Genomic DNA, 16,906 nt, shown 5'->3' with positions numbered 1-16,906 from the left:
TCAGACCCTGACCAGCATCTTTCCCATATTGCTGCCAGAAAACAGGCCGAGGAAGGCGTCGGGCGCCGACGTCAACCCGTCGTGCACGGTCTCGCGCATCGTGACCGCGCCGCTGGCGATCAGGCCGCCCATGTCGGCATAGAATTCTTCCATGCAGTCGATGAACTGGTCGGTGTAGATGAAGCCTTCCATGCGGATCCGGGCCGGAATGGCCCGGATTATATATTTCATCTCCTGCGGCTTCGCGTCGTTGTAGACGTCGATCATGCCGCAGATCGCGAAGCGCGCGAAATCATTCGCCGTCGCAAAGGCCGCGTCGAGGTGCTCGCCGCCGACATTGTCGAAATAGACGTCGATGCCCGGCTTGCCGAGGCGTTTGAGCGCGGCGGCGAGTTGGGGGAGCACCGGCCCAGCCTTATAATCGATCGCCGCGTCGGCGCCGAGATCAAGAGCCCACGCGCATTTGTCCGCGCCGCCGGCCGAGCCGATTACGGTCATTTCGCGCGCTTTGGCGATCTGTACGACCGCCGAACCGACCGCACCCGCGGCCGCCGAGACGAATATCGTATCGCCAGGCTTGGCCGCCGCGATGCGGAGCAAGCCGATCCATGCGGTTCCGCCGGTCAGGCCCATATTGTGCAGGAAGGTTTGCGGGGTCAGGCCCGCGGCCAGCATGTCGCCGGGCAGCTTGTTCGGCATCATGTCGAGGCCGATGACGCCGCCGTCGCGCCAACCGCCCATGTGGAGGATCAGGTCGCCCGGAGCAAAGCCCTCCATCCTGCTTTCGATGACTTCACCGATCGCGCCGCCGGTCATCGGCTGGTCGATCTGGAAGCTGGCGGCATAGCTTTTGGCGTCGTTCATTCGCCCCCGCATGTACGGATCGACCGACAGCCAGAGATTGCGGATGCGAAGCTGGTCCTTTTCGAGCGGCGCGTCGGGCACCTCGCGCAACGCGAAATTGTCGATCGTCGGCAGCCCCTGCGGACGACTGGTCAAATGCCATGCCTTGGCCATCGGAATCCCCCCATTCCCAATTTCGCCGGCGACGGTGGTCATCGTCAGAAAAGCCGTTGCCACTGCCAATCAGCGTCGTTAATACGCTGCCGGTCGCGGGGCCGTAGCTCAGATGGGAGAGCGCTGCAATCGCACTGCAGAGGTCAGGGGTTCGATTCCCCTCGGCTCCACCAGCGACCTTCCCGACCGATCAGCCTGCAAAATCGCGAATCATATTCTTCGCAATCACTAGCTGCTGGATCTGCGTCGTCCCCTCATAAATGCGGTAAATGCGGCAGTCGCGATAGAAGCGTTCGGCCAGATATTCCTTGAGATAACCCGCGCCGCCGTGGATCTGCACGACGCGGTCGGCGACGCGCCCGCACATTTCGCTGGCGAACATCTTGGTTGCCGCAGCTTCGACGAGGATTTTCTCGCCGCGGTCGGCGCGCGCACACGCATCGGCGAGCATGCATTCGGCGGCATAGATTTCGGCCTTGCTGTCGGCGAGCATCGCCTGGATCAGCTGGAAGTTGGCGATTGGCTCGCCGAACGCCTTGCGCTCCATCGCATATTTCAGGCCGGCGTCGAGCATGCGCTTGGCATAGCCGACGCTCGCCGCCGCGACCGACAGGCGCCCGTTATCGAGGCTCTGCATCGCCGCGCGGAACCCGATGCCTTCCTCGCCGCCGAGCAGTGCGTCGCCGTCGACATGCACATCCTCGAGGATCACGTCGGCGATCTGCGACCCGGCCTGGCCCATCTTGCCGTCGGGCTTGCCGATCGAAACGCCGGGCGCGTTGCGCGGGACCATGAAGGCGCTGACATGGGCGTTCTTCGGAAGCGCCTCGGCGTTAGTGCGCGCCATGATGAGGATGACGTCGGCGAAGGGCGCGTTGGTGATGTAACGCTTGGTGCCATTGAGGACATAGCCGTTGCCGTCGCGCACCGCGCGGGTCTTCATCGCCGCGCTGTCCGATCCGCTGTCGGGCTCGGTGAGGCCGAATGCCGCGATTTCTCCGGCCGCGAGCTTGGGCAGCCAATGCTCCTTCTGCTGCGCCGTGCCGAACCCGACGAGCGACTTGCAGACCATGCCGATGTTGATCGAGACGATCGAGCGATAGGCGGGCGAGGCGTAGGCGAGCTCGCGGATGAAACCGACATATTGGCTGACGTTCATGCCCGCGCCGCCATATTCCTCGGGCATCGTGACGCCGAACAGGCCCATGTCGCGCATTTCCGCAAGAATATCGTCGGGAACGCGGCCGAGTTCCTCGAGCTGGTCTTCCGCCGGGATCAACCGCTCGCGGACATAGCGCTGCAGCTGTTCGATGAAGGCTTCATAGATATCGGCGTCCATTCCCGGATTGGTCATCGTCTTCCCGTCCCTTGATTATTGTTCGGCGTAGGTGTCGATCGCCGAGAAAATACGCGTGAGTTGCTCGCGTTCGTCGGCGTCGATGTCGGGGCGCCAGATTTCGAACAGCAGGATCGTGCGGTCGCTGGTGCCGCGGTTCCAGGCTTCATGTTCGAAGCTGTCGTCAAAGATCAGCATCTCGCCCTCGCGCCACGCACGCGTTTCCGCGCCGACACGCAGACCGCAGCCATCGGGGACGATCAGCGGCAGATGGCAGATAAGGCGCGTGTTGAGCAGGCCGTGATGCGGCTGGATATGCGTGCCGGGCGTGAGGCGCGAGAAGAGTGCGATCGGTGCGCCGCCTGGGATCACCGGCTGAGGCGCCAGTTCGAGCGCGGCGAGGGTGGCGGGGCAGCGTTCGTCCATCCCGTCGGCAACGACCCCGTCCTTCCATAACCACGCGGCGCCCCAGTCGGGCTTGTCGAGCAGGGGGTTGTTGGGCGGCGGTCGGTCGGGGCTGGCGGTCACATAGGGACCGAAGCGATCGGACGAATTGTCGATCAAGGCCCGGAGTTCGGCGCGGATTGCCCCCGTCACTGCTTCGACTGCGGGAACCCAATCGAAGTCGGCCCGGTCGAAAAAGGGGCGCTGCGCGAGGCCCGGGAAGTAAAACATGCTGGGTTGTTGCAAATAAAGCGGCTGTTCGCCCGCAAGCATTCGGAGGGCCTCGGCGACCCGCGGTGTTGCGGTGCCGGCGTCGATCCCGGCACCGCGCAATTGGCCGAGAAGATGCTCGGCAAAGGCGCGGTCGGTTTCGGCGAGGAATTGTTCGGCGCGCTGGAGGCCGGGATGAAGGGCAGGCGGGACGCTCCGGGCCTGTGCTGCGGTTCCGAGCGCTAACCGGTAAAAGCTCCCCGCCGCGCGATCGTCGGCGAGGCGGCGCTTGAGTTCGGCCATGGCGAGCAGCACCGCGATATTGCCGCGGTCGGCGCGGATCGCATCGTCGAGCGCCGCGGTTTCCGCCGCAATATCGCCGCGGCGATGGGCGTCGCGTGCCCGGTCCAGCCATGTCGTCTGCTGCGTCATGGCTCTTGCCATAACGCAGCATCGGACCTTTGCAAGCGACGCCCCGCGTGCCTCAGGCTGCAGTAGGGGAAGCTTCGGGCGGCCTGGTTGCGCCGCGGAGCCATTTCCGGGCGACGAGCATGGGCCGGGTCCGCCAGATCATCATCAGCAGCGCGAAGAACAGCGCCCACGGCAGGACGGCGGCCCCAACGACAAGGATGAAGGACAGCATTACGCTGCCGCTGTGGACGAGCATGTTCAACGCGTCGCTGAACGGGTTGCCATAGCCGATGCCGGGCAGCCCGCCGGTGCCGACGTAATCGAATTGCATCGGCGTCGTGGCGAGCATGGCCTCGCCGGTCCGGCGCGTGTCGCGTTCGCCGTCGAGCTGGCGGCGCATTCCCGCGATCTGCTGCTGCAATTCGGCGCGCTCGCGATCGCCGAGACCACCCTGCCGGAGCCGCGTTTCGAGACGCGCGATCTCAGCGTTGAGGTCGGCACTGCGGCGCTGCGAGTCACTGATCTGCGTCCCGACATCCTCGCCGCTGATCCGCGTCGCCGCGAGCACGCCTTCCGCCTTTTCGACGCTTGCGAGGGCATCGCGGCCGAATTTGCGGGCTATTGCGGGATCGAGCTTGAAGAGGAGTTGCGCTTCGACCTCGTTTTCGCGCACGAGGCGATAGGTCATGCCGGCGATGCGGCAACGGTTGACCCCCAGCGCTTCGCACGCGGCGGCATGTTCCTCCTGCACCTTGGCAATGCGATTGTCGTCGAGGCGGAAAGCATAGGCATAGTTGAAAGCGACGCCGGGCGCCGACGTGACCCCGACGTTGGGCGGACGCACGGCCCGTGCCGAGCTATCCGAAGGAGCCGGGATCGACAGCGGCGTGGCTTCCGCGGCGGCATCGACCGGGGCCATGTCATAGGCAGGAGATCCCTGGACACTCACCGATTCCGAATTTTTTTCCGAACAGCCGACCAGGGCGAGCGCCATCGCGCCCGCTAAGGGCTTGGTTTTCATGAAGTCTCTCCCAACATGCGACTCATGGTCGCATGATATGAAATATCATAATTGAAAGAGTAGACAATCAATTTCAGGCGAGCTTGATGAAGCTGTCCAATACCCTCTTGCTGCCCGCTTGTTCGAACTCGACTTCGAGCTTGTTGCCGTCGATGTCCGTGATGTCGCCATAGCCGAACTTCTCGTGGAACACGCGCATCCCGATCGCGAGGTCCGATCGTGCCTTCGCACCGACCGAGGCGGCGGGGCCGCGTTCCGACGGCGCGGGCGCGCGGGTTATCGTCGACGATTGCGCCGCCGCCCGCTGCCATGCCGGGCCGCGCGTCATCGTGCGCGCGGGCTGGCGTTCGGCGACATGCGCGAAGGGATCGCCCTGCGCCGACCAGTTGGCGCGCCACAGGCTCTGGCCGCCGCCGAAGCTGTTCTCGCTGTCGACATGCTCGGGCGGAATTTCGGCGATGAAGCGGCTGGGGATGCTGCTCACCCACTGGCCATAGATGCGCCGGTTGGCGGCGTGATAAATGCTCGCGCGTTCGCGGGCGCGTGTGATCGCTACATAGGCGAGGCGGCGCTCCTCTTCGAGGCTTTGCACTCCGCCTTCGTCCATCGAGCGTTGCGACGGGAAGACGCCATCCTCCCATCCGGCAAGGAAGACATGGTCGAACTCAAGCCCTTTGGCGGCGTGGATCGTCATGATCGTAACGGTTTCGGTCGTATCGTTGTTGTCGCGGTCCATGACGAGGCTGACATGTTCGAGGAAGGCCTCGAGCGATTCATATTCCTCCATCGCGCGGACGAGTTCGGAGAGGTTCTCAAGCCGGCCCGCGGCCTCGACGCTGCGGTCGGCCTGGAGCATCGCGGTATAGCCCGATTCGTCGAGGATCAGCTGGGTGAGCTCGGGATGCGACAGCTCGTTCGCCTTGGTTTGCCAGCCGCGCATCTGGGCGATGAAATTCGCGAGCTGGCGGCGCGCCTGCGGCGTCAGCTCGTCGGTTTCGGTGATGCGCGACGCGGCATGAAGGAGCGGCGCCTGCTCGATACGCGCAAACTGGTGGATGCGCGCGAGCGCCTTGTCGCCGAGCCCACGCTTGGGGGTGTTGATGATCCGTTCGAAGGCGAGATCGTCGGCGCTCGACTGGACGAGGCGGAGATAGGCGAGCGCGTCGCGGATTTCGGCGCGTTCGTAGAAGCGGAAGCCGCCGACGATGCGGTACGGCATGCCGATGGCGATGAAGCGGTCTTCGAACTCGCGCGTCTGGAACTGCGCGCGGACGAGGATTGCGGCGCGCTCCAGCGACACGCGGCGGCGCTGGAGCGTCTCCAGCTCTTCGCCAATCCGCCGGGCTTCCTCGGGCCCGTCCCACACGCCGACGACGCGGAGCTTGTCGCCGGGTTCGAGGTCGGTCCACAGCGTCTTGCCGAGGCGCCCCGAATTCTGCGCGATCAACGCCGAGGCGGCCGCGAGGATTTGCGGCGTCGAGCGATAATTCTGTTCGAGGCGGATCACGGTCGCGCCGGGGAAATCCTTTTCGAAACGCAGGATGTTCGCGACCTCGGCGCCGCGCCACGAATAGATCGACTGGTCGTCGTCGCCGACACAGCAGATATTCTTCCGTTGCTGCGCGAGCAGGCGGAGCCAGAGATACTGGCTGGCATTGGTGTCCTGATATTCGTCGACGAGGATATATTTGAAGCGATCCTGATATTGCGCAAGCACGTCGCGGTGCGTCTTCAGGATCACCAGCATGTGCAGCAGAAGGTCGCCGAAATCGCAGGCGTTGAGCGTCTTCAGCCGCGCCTGATACAGCGCATAGAAATGCTGGCCTTTGCCGTCGGCGTAGGATTCCTTGTCGGCGGCGTCGAGGTCGGCAGGAACGAGCCCGCGGTTTTTCCATTTGTCGATGAGGCCGGCGAGTTGGCGCGCGGGCCAGCGTTTCTCGTCGAGTCCCTCGGCCTGAATCAGCTGTTTGAGGACGCGCAGCTGGTCGTCGGTGTCGAGGATGGTGAAATTGCTCTGCAGGCCGACAAGCTCGGCGTGGCGGCGCAGCATCTTGGCCGCGATGCTGTGGAAGGTGCCGAGCCATGGCATGCCTTCGACGACGTCGCCGACCATCCGCCCGATGCGTTCGCGCATTTCGCGCGCCGCCTTGTTGGTGAAGGTCACCGCGAGGATTTCGGACGGCCACGCACGGCGCGTCGCCATGATGTGCGCGAGGCGCGCGGTCAGCGCGGCGGTCTTGCCCGTGCCCGCGCCCGCAAGCATCAACACAGGGCCTTCGGTGGTCAGCACCGCTTGGCGCTGCGGGCCGTTGAGGCCCTGCAGATAGGGCGGGTCCGACGGGTCGGGGCGGGTCAGGTCGGGCAGGGAGGCAGGGGTATCGTTCACGCGCGAACGATTAGGGAACAGCGAGCAGGCTGTCCAGTGCGGTGAGGCGAGAGGAAGCGCCCGTTCCGGTGCGCCTCAACTCGTCGATCGTGGCGAGCGCCATTGCGCGATAGGCGGGCAGAAGCTTCGGCGAATAGGCGGCGAGCGCGTCGATATGGTCGCTTATCGTCCGGTCATCGCCGCGCAGCAACGGCCCCGATAAACCTGCAAAACCCTGATCGAGACTGTTTTCCAGCGCTGCCCGGACAAGCGGAGCGAGCAACGCCGCCGGATCGTCGACCCCGGCGTCGGTCAGCGCGTCCGATGCGCCGGCGATCAGCGTCACCAGATGGTTGGACGCATGGCACAATGCGGCGTGATAGAGCGCGCGCCGTTCCTCGGCGATTTCGACGGCGACGCCGTTCAATAGGCCGACAACATGTTTGGCCTGACCGGTGGCTTTGGGTGTCGAGCCGGTGATCGCGAACCGCGCCCCGGCCATGCGCCGCGCCTCGCTTTCGGGGTGTCCGGTGAAGGTCATCGCGGGATGCACCGCTGCCGTCAGTCCGCCCGCCGCGCGGACGGGTTCGAGAATCGCCGCGCCGCTGCGTCCGCTGACGTGGAAGACGAAGGGCGTGCGGCCCGTCGGCAGCATCTTTCCAATGTCAGAGGCAACCTCTGCCAAGGCGTCGTCCGACACCGCGATAGCGATGATATCGCACGCGGCCATCACGCGATCGGCGCCCGCGGCGACGTCGGCACGGCCGATCCGCGCCGCGGCAGCGCGTGCGCGTTCGGGGGAGCGGCTCCAGAGCAGCGGCGGGACGGCCGAATGCGCTGCGAACACGATGGCGAGCGCCTGCGCGACGCGGCCCGCGCCGATGATACCGAACTGGCGGGATGGGGGATTGTCCATGCCAGCGCTGTAACGTGTCGGCGGCGGTTTCGCCAATGTGGCGAACGGGCCTCTTTGGTCACGGCTTTCGATTGACCGAAGTGCATACGGATCATATATGATTCGTATATCGATCAACTGGAAGAGAAGCCCATGGGCATTGTTAAAATCGACGACGACCTGCATGAAGAAGCGCGGCGCGCCAGCACGGTAATGTGCCGGTCGATCAATGCGCAGGCCGAGTTCTGGATGAAGATCGGCATGCTGGCCGAAGCCAATCCGACGCTGTCCTTCAACGATATCGTGCAATCGCAACTCGTTGCGGCGCAGCTGCGCCTCGCGGATGCGGCCGCCGCCTGACATGGTCAAGACCCCGGACGAACTGGCGCTGATGCGCGTATCGGGCAAGCTGCTGGCGTCGGTTTTCGAAATGCTGGACGGGCTGGACCTGACCGGCATGTCGACGATGCAGGTCAACGACCTTGTCGATCGCTTCATCAGCGTCGACCTTGCCGCCCGTCCGGCGAGCAAGGGGCAATATGGGTTCCAATATGTCCTGAACTGCTCGATCAACCATGTCGTCTGTCACGGCGTGCCCGATCCGGACGATATCATCCGCGACGGCGACATCATCAACCTCGACATCACGCTCGAAAAGAACGGCTTCATCGCCGATTCGAGCAAGACCTATCTGGTGGGCGATGTTCCGCCGGCGGCAAGGCGGCTGGCGCGCGTCGCGCAGGAGGCCATGTGGAAGGGCATCGGCCAGGTGCGCCCCGGGGCGTATCTGGGGGACATCGGCTTCGCGATCGAGCGGCATGCCAAAAAGAACGGCTATTCGGTCGTGCGAGAATATTGCGGGCACGGCATCGGTCGCGAGATGCACGAGGAGCCGCAGGTGCTGAATTACGGAAGGCCGGGAACGGGCCTGAAGCTGCGCGAGGGCATGGTCTTTACCATCGAGCCGATGGTGAATCAGGGCACCCGCAAGGTTACGACGGCACGCGACGGATGGACCGTCGTGACCAACGACCGCAAACTCTCCGCCCAATTCGAACATACGGTCGCCGTGACGGGCAATGGCGTCGAGGTCTTGACGCTGCGCCGCGACGAGACACCGATGCTGGAACGACGGGGGTAATATCCCGACGGGCGTCCTTTAGCGAAGGTCGGGACTTTATCTTGACATTCTCTGCATCTACGGTCGGGCGATGCACGCATATCCCACAATCCGGCTGGCGAGCGCCGCCGCGGTGATTTCGATTCTTTCGGCCTGTGCCGGCGGCAATTTCCGGCCCGTGGCCGACGCGCCGGTCCGGATCGGGCCAGCCTATTCGATCCGCGGCACGACCTATGTGCCCGCCGCCGCCCCCGCCTATGACGCGGTCGGCTATGCCAGCTGGTACGGTAGCGAGTCCGGCGACCGCACAGCCAATGGCGAACAATTCCGTCCGGGCTGGATCACCGCGGCACACACGACGCTGCCTTTGCCGACCTATGTCGAGGTGACCGCGCTCGACACCGGCCGCCGTGTCCTCGTGCGCGTCAACGATCGTGGCCCATTTGCGCTCGGGCGGATCATCGACCTCTCGCGCGGCGCCGCCGAAGAGCTCGGTATCAAGGCACAGGGCCACGCCCCGGTGCGCGTGCGCCGTGTCGAACCGTCGGAAAAGGACCGCAAACGGCTTCGCGAGGGCAAGCCCGCCAAGGGGCTCCAGCCTTTGTCGGGGCAGGAACTACAACGGCTTAGGGCACAGCTTCCGGTGAAGGGGCGCTAGGCGGAGCGCATTCCGGCTTGCGCCGGACCGGGGAACGCGTTCAAAGCGGCGCCGATATCGAAAGGCGTTCACCTTGGATCTGGCACCCTATCGCGCGCATCGGCGCATCCTGACCGCGAGCCTTGTCGGCACCGCGGTCGAATTTTACGATTTCTATATCTATGGCACCGCGGCGGCGCTTGTATTCGGGCCGCTTTTTTTCCCGAAAAGTTCGGACTCGGCGCAGCTGATGTACAGCTTCATGACCTTTGGCCTTGCTTTCTTCGCGCGGCCGGTGGGGGCGATCGTCTTCGGCCATTATGGCGACCGGATCGGGCGCAAGTCGACGCTTGTCGCTTCACTGATGCTGATGGGCGCGTCGACGTTGCTGATCGCCTTCCTGCCGACCTATGCGATGGTTGGGTGGATCGCGCCGCTCTTGCTCTGCATCCTGCGCTTTGGGCAGGGCTTCGGGCTCGGGGGCGAATGGGGCGGGGCGGCGCTGCTCGCGGTCGAGAATGCGCCGCCGGGGTGGAAATCGCGCTTTGGGATGTTCCCGCAATTGGGGGCGCCGGTGGGTTTCATCGCGGCGAACGGACTGTTCCTGTTACTCGGGCTGGGCCTCAGCGACGCAGATTTCGCCGCGTGGGGCTGGCGCATTCCGTTCCTGCTGTCGGCGGTGCTCGTCGGGCTGGGGCTGTGGGTGCGGCTCAAGATCACCGAGACGCCCGACTTTGCCGAGGCGCTGGAGAATAAGGCGCCGGTCGCGGTGCCGCTCGGCGACCTGTTCCGGCATCATCTGGTTGCGACGCTCGCAGGGACGTTCGCGGTGGTCGCCTGTTTCGCGATTTTCTATCTCGCGACGAGCTTTGCGCTCGGGCACGGGACGCAGACGCTTGGATATCCCAAGGAGCAGTTCCTGCTGATCCAGCTCGGCGCGATCCTGTTCATGGCGGTGGGAATCATTTTCGCAGGCTATGTCAGCGACGTGTCGAGCGAACAGCGCGTATTGACCTGGGGCTGCGGCGCGACGGTGCTCGTGGGGTTTGTGTTCGGGCCGGCGCTGGCGTCGGGAAGCTGGCTGCTCATCTTCCTTGGCCTCGCGACGGCGCTCTTTGTGATGGGGCTCGTTTATGGCCCGCTCGGCAGCTGGCTGACCGGCCTGTTTCCTGTGCATGTCCGCTATACCGGCGCGTCGGTCGCTTTCAATGCGGGCGGGATATTGGGCGGCGCGATGGCGCCGATCATCGCGCAGGCGCTCGCCGAATGGGGTGGGACCGCCACGGTTGGCTTCTATCTCGCGATCGCGGGCGTGGTGAGCTGGCTGGGTCTGCTGATGGTCCGGCGGCGGGGGATCAGGCGGGACGCCTGACGCGAAAACGGTCGAAGAGGCGGCCGTCGATCGCGACGAGACCTGCGGCGATCAGCGCCATACCGATCCAGTGCCGCGGTAGTAGCACTTCGCCGAGCAGCAGGGTGCCGAGGAGGATCGCGGTGACCGGAATGAGGAGCGTGACGAGCAGCGCGTTGGTCGCACCGGCGCGCGCGATCAGGCTGAAATAGAGGAAATAGGCGACCGTTGTCGAAAGCAGCGCGAGCCCGCCGATCGCAAAGAGCGTGGTCGTGCCGGGAAGGGCAAGCTGCCACGGGGCGTCGACGAACAGCGCGACCGGCAAAATGAGCAGTGTGCCCGCGACAAGCTGCCCCGTCGCGACGTCGAGCGGGCCGACGCCCCAAGCGCGGAACCGGCGGCCGTAAACCCCGGCGAGCGCGTAGCAGAAGGTCGCGCCAAGGCAGGCGAGTTGTGCGGAGAGGCTGGTGCCTACCCCCGACAGCGCACCGCCGCCGATCATTACCGCGACCCCGGCGATGCCCGCGCCGACACCGACGAGTTTCGCGGGCGTGGCCTTTTCATCGGGGGTGAAAAGATGCGCGACGATCACGCCCCAGAGCGGGGTGGTCGCGTTGAGAATCGAGGCGAGGCCGCTTGCGATCTGGGTCTGCGCATAGGCGAAAAGCGAGAAGGGGAGCGCAGTGTTGAGCAGGGCGAGAAGAAAAAGCGCGGGCCAAAGCCCGGCGCGGCGCGGCATAACGCGGCGGGTAGCGGCCATGAAGCCCAGCATCAGCAACGATGAGAGGCCAAGGCGGGCGAGGACCAGGGTGAAGGGCGGAACCTCGCGCAGCGCTATGCCCAGAAAGAAGAAGGAGCCTCCCCACAGGATCGAGAGCAGGATCAACATGCCCCATTCGGCGGCGCCCATCCGGAAGTTGATCGGTGCTGTCATGACGGGGCCCTAGCGGCGAACGGAACGGCGAAGCATCCCGCTTCTTGCGGTCAAAGCCGGCCCGCCCGGACCAGCAGCGTCAGCTTCGCCTTGCCGACCTTGCGTTCGGCATCGATCTCGAAGCCTGCGACGTCGACCGCTTCATTGTGCGCGGTCTCGATCGACACCCAGCTGTCGGCGCCGATCCAGCCGAGGCGGTTGAGCTTATCGAGCGCGACGCTGCCCGCTCCGGTGTCGTAGGGCGCGTCGAGCAACAGCAGATCGTAGGTGCGCTTGGCGGGGCCGAGGCTCATCACCGAGCCGGCGCGGATGTCGGCGCTTGCGGTGGCCTCCAATGCGCCCAGATTCTTGCGCAACACGTCGAGCGCGTCGCGATCCTGCTCGGCGAACAGGCATTGTTCGGCGCCGCGCGACAGCGCCTCGATCCCGAGCGCGCCCGACCCCGCGAAGAGATCGGCGACGACCAGTCCCTCGAAACTGCCGACGCGGCTCGTCAGCATCGAGAAGAGCGTCTCGCGCGTGCGGTCGGCGGTCGGGCGCGTCGCGTCATTCTTGGGCGCGAGCAGCTTGCGGCCGCGCCATTCGCCAGCGATGACGCGCATCACCCGAGGTGCCGCCGGAACCTGAACAATTCGTCGCGCGGGACGACATCGACCGCGCCGAGCGGCATGCCGCCGAGTTCGAACGCGCCGTAACGCGTGCGGATCAGGCGGCTGACCTGCAACCCGAAATGTTCGAGCACCTTGCGGACTTCACGGTTCTTGCCTTCGGTCAGCGTCATTTCGACCCACTGGTTGCGGCCCGTGCGGCGTTCGAGGTTGGCGTCGATCTTGCCGTAGCGGACGCCGTCGATCTCGATCCCCATCGCGAGCTCCTCGAGCTGCGCTTGGCTGATGTCGCCGAACGCGCGCGCGCGATAGGTGCGCTCGACGCCGCTCGCGGGCAGTTCGAGCTGGCGCTTGAATTCGCCGTCGTTGGTGAGGAGCAAAAGCCCCTCGGTATTATAGTCGAGACGGCCGACGGGCATCAGGCGCGGCAGGTCCTTGGGCAGCAGATCGTAGATCGTTTTGCGTCCCTTGGGATCGCGCGCCGCGGTGATGCAGCCCGCGGGCTTGTTGAAGCGGTAGAGGCGCGTCGAGACGGGCTTGGCAACTGGGTTGCCGTCGACGGTCAATCCTTCGAGCGAGGTGAGCAGCGGGGCGGGATGGACGATGACCTGCCCATTGAGCGCGATGCGGCCTTCTTCAACCATGCGTTCGACGTCGCGGCGCGAGCCGACGCCGGCGCGCGCGAGCAGTTTGGCGATGCGCTGCGGTCCGTCCTCGCGCTCGGCCTCGGCGGGTTTGGTTTTGAGCGCGGTTGCGGCGCCGCGTGCGGCGCGGCGGCCCTTGGGGGCGTCGCGGTCTGCGGTGGGGCGAGGCGTCGAGCGGGGTGGACGGCGTGTCGTCATCGGAACGGATGCGGCTTTCTTGTCGTTTTCAAGGAAAATAGTGTTGCGTTGTGATCACGCTCATAGCCGGAAAAGACTCGCTTCGTCGATGGCAAGCAGAAGCAATCTTGCAGGACGGCGCGGAGCGAGTCATGGCGATGTTAAAGGGAGTCGTCATGCTCTTCGCCCACCGCCCCACCTGCATCAAGCGGTTGCTGATCATCGAGGATGATCCGCTGACCGCGTTCGACAATGAGCACACGTTGAAACTCAGCGGGTACGACATCGTCGCAACGGTCGATTCGGGCGAGGCCGCGGTGGCGATTATGGCCGCCGAGCCGATCGACGCGGTCGTTCTGGATCTGGGGCTGGCGGGCCATATGACGGGGCGCGAGGTCGCGCGTCTCGCACGCGATCGCGGTATTGCAGTGCTGCTGGTGACCGGCCAGTGCCCCGAGGACGGCGCCGACATCGCGGTCGCCTGCCTCGGCAAGCCGCACAGCGCCTCTGCGCTCGTCGCGGCGCTGCGTGCGGTCGAGACGATGGCGTGCAAGAATCAGGCGCCGCGCAAGGTCAGCGGCCTCACGACCTTTTGGCGTCCCGAAGCGGCGTGAGATGCGACGGACCGACCGCGCACGGCGGATCGGCAGCCAATTAGCCGCTTCCAATTTGTCCCCAACGCTTTAGGCCAAGATATGACCGGCCGCGGCCCGTCACAGGTCTAAAAGGGGGAATATGATGGCGACAGATGCGGCGATGCCGGCACCGAAGGGGTGGCGCGACAGTCTGCGACCCTATCTGGAGCCTGCGCCCCTTGCTGCACTGTTCCTTGGCATATCGTCGGGTTTCCCGTTCGCGATGATCGGCGCGACGCTGACGACACGGCTCGCGCAGGACGGTATCGAGAAGTCATCCGTCACCGCCTTTGCGCTGACCTTTCTCGCCTATAATCTGAAATGGGCATGGGCCCCCGCGATCGACCGATTCCGCATCCCTGTCCTCGGGCGGATCGGCCAGCGGCGATCGTGGCTGATCCTTGTCGGCGCGCTTGTTTTCGTCGCTGTGTCGGTGCTGGGCAATCTCGATCCAAAGGCGTCGCTTGCGGTCGTCGCGCTCGCGGCGATCGCGGTCGGACTCGCCGGCGCGACCTATGACATCGTAATCGACGCCTATCGCATCGAACTGCTTGCGCCAGAACAATTGGGCACGGGGTCGGGCATGTCGCAATATGGCTGGCGCATCGGTGCGGCGGTGGCGGGCGCCCTGGCGCTCGTTGTCGCCGAACGCGCCGGTTGGGGCGTTGCCTATATGGTGTGCGCCGCGCTGGTCCTCCCGGCAATCATCACCGGGTTGGTGATGGGCGAGCCCGAACGCAAGATCGGGCGGCATTGGCCGGCGTTCCTGTCGCGTGCCCACTACGCGCTCTTCATTGGCAGCTTCCCGGTTGCGTTTCTGATCGCGCGGCAGATCGACCTATGGCTCGGCGTCGACATCCTGACGCTGATGGTCCTGGTCGGATATTTGTTCCCATTGTTCGACCTGAGTGCCCGGCGCGCCCGTGACATCGGGTGGAGCGGGCACATCAACTGGATCATCGCGCTGCCGGCGCTGGCGCTGGTCGCGGTGCTGGCGGCGGATTGGGGGACGATCGCGGCCTATGTCGGGTCGACGCTGCTTTGGGTCGTCCTTGCCGTGGGAGCGCTCGTCATCGGGGCGCTGCTCGCGCTGCCGACTAAATCGCGCGAAGGGCAGGCCGCCGACAAGGGCGCGGTCGGGCCGCTGGCGGAATTTTTCTCGCGCGAGGGGGCAATCCTGATCCTCTTCTTCCTGCTGCTCCACAAGATCGGCGACACGCTCGCCAACCTGACCTTCAGGTTGCTGTTCGAGGATCTCGGCTACACCAATGACGAAATCGCCTTTTACGATGTCGGCCTGGGTTTCTGGGCGCTGCTCGCCGGGGTGTTCGTCGGCGGGATCATCTACGCGCGGCTCGGCATGAAACGGTCGGTGTTGCTCAGCCTCGTCCTGATGGCGATTTCGAATTTCAGCTTTGCGGGCCTTGCCGCTGCCGGGCACAGCAATTGGGGCATGGCCGGCGCGATCGGGTTCGAGAATTTCGCCAGCGGGATCGGCGGCGTCTGCGTTGTCGCCTATCTGTCGGCACTGGCCGATCTGCGCTTTACCGCGACTCACTTCGCGCTTTTCTCGGCCGCCGCGAGTATCCTCGGGCGGTTCCTCACCGGGACCAGCGCGGGCCAGCTGATCGAACAGTTCGGCTATGTCGATTTCTATCTCCTGACGACTGCTTTGGCGGTTCCCGGCATCCTGATCTTCTGGTGGATGATGCGGTCGGGGCTGGTCGATCGCTCGATCGGTACGGCGGGCGAGGTCGAGATACCCGAAGCGTCGCCTCAGGCCGTCAGTCCGGAAACTGCAGGTTCGCGCTGAGCACTTCGCCGGCGAGATAGAGCGAGCCGGCGATCAGGACGATTTCGCGCGCGGGATCGACAGCGAGATCGCTCAGTGCGTCGGCAACCGAAGCGGCCGCCTTCGCATCGGCGCCAAACGCGGCGGCGCCATGATGCTCGTGCCCCGGAACGGGGACGACGGTCAGGCTGGCGAGGCGATCGGCCAGCGGCGCGACAATAGCCGCCGGATCCTTGTTCGCGAGCATGCCGGTGATCAGATGGACGCGCCGCGGCTCGTCCGCGAACTGGCGTGCGAGCGCGAGACCCGCATCGACATTATGCGCACCGTCGAGCCAGATTTCAGTGCCGCCAGGCAACAACGCGGCGAGGGGGCCGGTGCCGAGGCGCTGCATGCGGCCCGGCCAGAAGGCGTCCGCGACGCCGTGCGCGATCGCTTCGTCGGTCGGCTGCGGACCGGGGGCGAGGCGCAGCATCGCGATGGCGAGCCCGGCGTTGCGCATCTGGTGCGGCCCGGCCATGCGCGGACGCATCGGCTCCGCTACCGAACCCAGTTTCGAGGTCCAGCGAAAGCTGTCGCCGCTGGCCTCTATCGCCCACCCGTTCCCTTCGGGAAATAGCGTGGCGCCGACAGAGGCGACCTTGGCGGCGATGATGTCGCGCACGCCCGGCGGATAGTCGAACGTTGCCACGGGCGTGTCGGGTTTGATGATTCCCGCCTTTTCCCACGCGATGCGCATCGCCGGATTGTCGGGTGTTCCCGTTTCGGGGGCCAGCAGGAAGGCTTCATGGTCGATGCCGAGCGAGGCGATGCCGCAGACCGCGGGCGGCGGAATGATGTTGGTGGCGTCGAGCCGCCCGCCGAGGCCCACCTCGATGATACAATCGTCGGCGGGGATGCGCGCGAAGGCGAGGAAGGCAGCGGCGGTGGTGACCTCGAAGAAGCTCGCCTGCAGGTCGGCGGCTTCGTCGAGCACCTCCTCGAGCAAGGCGGCGAGCAGCGCGTCATCGATCAGCGTTCCGGCGAGGCGGATGCGTTCGTTGAAGCGGACAAGGTGCGGGCTGGTGTAGGCGTGGACGTGCCGTCCGCTCGCTTCGAGGATCGCGCGGAGGTAGGCACAGGTCGATCCCTTGCCGTTGGTCCCCGCGACATGGAAGGTGCGCGGAAGCTGAAGATGCGGGTTACCGAGACGCGCGCAAAGTTCGGCGATGCGCTCGAGCCCGAGGATGTCGCGGCCCGGTGATAGGGCTGCGAGGCGATCGAGTTGGGCCTGCACCGCAGGGTCGCTGGAACGAGCGTGATCTGCCAT

Annotated in this window: 16 protein-coding genes and 1 tRNA gene; 7 read left to right on the top strand and 10 right to left on the bottom strand. The window is 65.4% G+C overall.

Going from position 1 to position 16,906, the window contains the following annotated elements; all coding sequences use genetic code 11:
• Nucleotides 1-1,017 carry an NADP-dependent oxidoreductase gene (locus ACTJI5_RS02375; RefSeq protein ID WP_440859259.1) on the bottom strand — a complete coding sequence of 339 codons (1,017 nt, stop codon included), beginning with the start codon at nucleotides 1,015-1,017 and terminating at the stop codon, nucleotides 1-3.
• Nucleotides 1,018-1,114: 97 nt separating this feature from the next.
• Between ACTJI5_RS02375 and ACTJI5_RS02370 the strand changes: the two genes are divergently transcribed.
• Nucleotides 1,115-1,190, top strand: a tRNA-Ala gene (locus ACTJI5_RS02370).
• 17 nt (nucleotides 1,191-1,207) lie between these two features.
• Here the strand turns inward: ACTJI5_RS02370 and ACTJI5_RS02365 are convergent.
• The 5 genes from ACTJI5_RS02365 to ACTJI5_RS02345 all read right to left on the bottom strand — a co-directional run bounded on the left by ACTJI5_RS02365 (nucleotide 1,208) and on the right by ACTJI5_RS02345 (nucleotide 7,720).
• Nucleotides 1,208-2,371, bottom strand: coding sequence for an acyl-CoA dehydrogenase family protein (locus tag ACTJI5_RS02365; protein ID WP_440859258.1), 1,164 nt, complete (start codon nucleotides 2,369-2,371; stop codon nucleotides 1,208-1,210).
• Nucleotides 2,372-2,389: 18 nt separating this feature from the next.
• Complete coding sequence (locus tag ACTJI5_RS02360) at nucleotides 2,390-3,439, bottom strand: aspartyl/asparaginyl beta-hydroxylase domain-containing protein (protein ID WP_310253904.1); 1,050 nt, start codon at nucleotides 3,437-3,439, stop codon at nucleotides 2,390-2,392.
• Nucleotides 3,440-3,491: 52 nt separating this feature from the next.
• Nucleotides 3,492-4,439, bottom strand: a complete 948-nt coding sequence (locus ACTJI5_RS02355; RefSeq protein ID WP_440859257.1) for a DUF4349 domain-containing protein — start codon at nucleotides 4,437-4,439, stop codon at nucleotides 3,492-3,494.
• A gap of 73 nt (nucleotides 4,440-4,512) precedes the next feature.
• Nucleotides 4,513-6,825: an ATP-dependent helicase gene (locus tag ACTJI5_RS02350; RefSeq protein ID WP_231732689.1), complete on the bottom strand. Its 2,313-nt coding sequence runs from the start codon at nucleotides 6,823-6,825 to the stop codon at nucleotides 4,513-4,515.
• Between the two features lie 10 nt (nucleotides 6,826-6,835).
• Nucleotides 6,836-7,720: a Rossmann-like and DUF2520 domain-containing protein gene (locus tag ACTJI5_RS02345; RefSeq protein ID WP_440859256.1), complete on the bottom strand. Its 885-nt coding sequence runs from the start codon at nucleotides 7,718-7,720 to the stop codon at nucleotides 6,836-6,838.
• Between the two features lie 132 nt (nucleotides 7,721-7,852).
• On the opposite strand from ACTJI5_RS02345, the gene ACTJI5_RS02340 reads away from it, so the two are divergent.
• The 4 genes from ACTJI5_RS02340 to ACTJI5_RS02325 all read left to right on the top strand — a co-directional run bounded on the left by ACTJI5_RS02340 (nucleotide 7,853) and on the right by ACTJI5_RS02325 (nucleotide 10,828).
• Nucleotides 7,853-8,059 carry a ParD-like family protein gene (locus tag ACTJI5_RS02340; protein ID WP_336446000.1) on the top strand — a complete coding sequence of 69 codons (207 nt, stop codon included), beginning with the start codon at nucleotides 7,853-7,855 and terminating at the stop codon, nucleotides 8,057-8,059.
• A gap of 1 nt (nucleotide 8,060) precedes the next feature.
• The gene (gene map / locus ACTJI5_RS02335) at nucleotides 8,061-8,840 is read left to right on the top strand and encodes a type I methionyl aminopeptidase (protein WP_440859255.1); all 780 of its coding nucleotides are present in this window, start codon (nucleotides 8,061-8,063) and stop codon (nucleotides 8,838-8,840) included.
• 70 nt (nucleotides 8,841-8,910) lie between these two features.
• A complete protein-coding gene (locus ACTJI5_RS02330) occupies nucleotides 8,911-9,477 on the top strand; it encodes a septal ring lytic transglycosylase RlpA family protein (RefSeq protein WP_440859254.1) in 567 nt (188 codons plus the stop codon).
• 79 nt (nucleotides 9,478-9,556) lie between these two features.
• Nucleotides 9,557-10,828, top strand: coding sequence for an MFS transporter (locus ACTJI5_RS02325; RefSeq protein WP_440859283.1), 1,272 nt, complete (start codon nucleotides 9,557-9,559; stop codon nucleotides 10,826-10,828).
• Here the strand turns inward: ACTJI5_RS02325 and ACTJI5_RS02320 are convergent.
• Genes ACTJI5_RS02320 through ACTJI5_RS02310 form a run of 3 tightly spaced genes read right to left on the bottom strand, consistent with a single transcriptional unit; the run spans nucleotide 10,812 to nucleotide 13,191 of the window.
• Nucleotides 10,812-11,741, bottom strand: a complete 930-nt coding sequence (locus tag ACTJI5_RS02320) for a DMT family transporter (RefSeq protein WP_058538386.1) — start codon at nucleotides 11,739-11,741, stop codon at nucleotides 10,812-10,814. The genes ACTJI5_RS02325 and ACTJI5_RS02320 overlap by 17 nt on opposite strands.
• Before the next feature lie 50 nt (nucleotides 11,742-11,791).
• A complete protein-coding gene (gene rsmD / locus ACTJI5_RS02315) occupies nucleotides 11,792-12,343 on the bottom strand; it encodes a 16S rRNA (guanine(966)-N(2))-methyltransferase RsmD (protein ID WP_440859253.1) in 552 nt (183 codons plus the stop codon).
• Nucleotides 12,343-13,191 (bottom strand): pseudouridine synthase, encoded by an 849-nt coding sequence (locus ACTJI5_RS02310; protein WP_440859252.1) that lies wholly within the window; start codon nucleotides 13,189-13,191, stop codon nucleotides 12,343-12,345. Before ACTJI5_RS02310 ends, rsmD begins: the two co-directional genes overlap by 1 nt.
• 155 nt (nucleotides 13,192-13,346) lie before the next feature.
• On the opposite strand from ACTJI5_RS02310, the gene ACTJI5_RS02305 reads away from it, so the two are divergent.
• Nucleotides 13,347-13,784 (top strand): response regulator transcription factor, encoded by a 438-nt coding sequence (locus ACTJI5_RS02305; RefSeq protein ID WP_058538604.1) that lies wholly within the window; start codon nucleotides 13,347-13,349, stop codon nucleotides 13,782-13,784.
• 124 nt (nucleotides 13,785-13,908) lie between these two features.
• Entirely contained in the window at nucleotides 13,909-15,618 is a 1,710-nt protein-coding gene (locus tag ACTJI5_RS02300) for an AmpG family muropeptide MFS transporter (RefSeq protein ID WP_440859251.1), read from the top strand.
• Here ACTJI5_RS02300 and ACTJI5_RS02295 read toward each other — a convergent pair.
• The gene (locus tag ACTJI5_RS02295) at nucleotides 15,590-16,906 is read right to left on the bottom strand and encodes a bifunctional folylpolyglutamate synthase/dihydrofolate synthase (RefSeq protein WP_440859250.1); all 1,317 of its coding nucleotides are present in this window, start codon (nucleotides 16,904-16,906) and stop codon (nucleotides 15,590-15,592) included. The genes ACTJI5_RS02300 and ACTJI5_RS02295 overlap by 29 nt on opposite strands.

The organism is Sphingopyxis sp. 22461 (assembly GCF_052044915.1).
Classification (GTDB): Bacteria; Pseudomonadota; Alphaproteobacteria; order Sphingomonadales; family Sphingomonadaceae; genus Sphingopyxis.
This window is presented reverse-complemented; position numbering and strand designations above follow the sequence as displayed.

Coding starts and splice junctions, on each gene's coding strand:
- ACTJI5_RS02375 (WP_440859259.1), bottom strand. CDS start 1,017: ATGGCCAAGGCATGGCATTTGACCAGTCGTCCGCAGGGGCTGCCGACG.
- ACTJI5_RS02365 (WP_440859258.1), bottom strand. CDS start 2,371: ATGACCAATCCGGGAATGGACGCCGATATCTATGAAGCCTTCATCGAA.
- ACTJI5_RS02360 (WP_310253904.1), bottom strand. CDS start 3,439: ATGACGCAGCAGACGACATGGCTGGACCGGGCACGCGACGCCCATCGC.
- ACTJI5_RS02355 (WP_440859257.1), bottom strand. CDS start 4,439: ATGAAAACCAAGCCCTTAGCGGGCGCGATGGCGCTCGCCCTGGTCGGC.
- ACTJI5_RS02345 (WP_440859256.1), bottom strand. CDS start 7,720: ATGGACAATCCCCCATCCCGCCAGTTCGGTATCATCGGCGCGGGCCGC.
- ACTJI5_RS02340 (WP_336446000.1), top strand. CDS start 7,853: ATGGGCATTGTTAAAATCGACGACGACCTGCATGAAGAAGCGCGGCGC.
- map (WP_440859255.1), top strand. CDS start 8,061: ATGGTCAAGACCCCGGACGAACTGGCGCTGATGCGCGTATCGGGCAAG.
- ACTJI5_RS02330 (WP_440859254.1), top strand. CDS start 8,911: ATGCACGCATATCCCACAATCCGGCTGGCGAGCGCCGCCGCGGTGATT.
- ACTJI5_RS02320 (WP_058538386.1), bottom strand. CDS start 11,741: ATGACAGCACCGATCAACTTCCGGATGGGCGCCGCCGAATGGGGCATG.
- rsmD (WP_440859253.1), bottom strand. CDS start 12,343: ATGCGCGTCATCGCTGGCGAATGGCGCGGCCGCAAGCTGCTCGCGCCC.
- ACTJI5_RS02310 (WP_440859252.1), bottom strand. CDS start 13,191: ATGACGACACGCCGTCCACCCCGCTCGACGCCTCGCCCCACCGCAGAC.
- ACTJI5_RS02305 (WP_058538604.1), top strand. CDS start 13,347: ATGCTCTTCGCCCACCGCCCCACCTGCATCAAGCGGTTGCTGATCATC.
- ACTJI5_RS02300 (WP_440859251.1), top strand. CDS start 13,909: ATGGCGACAGATGCGGCGATGCCGGCACCGAAGGGGTGGCGCGACAGT.
- ACTJI5_RS02295 (WP_440859250.1), bottom strand. CDS start 16,906: ATGGCAGATCACGCTCGTTCCAGCGACCCTGCGGTGCAGGCCCAACTC.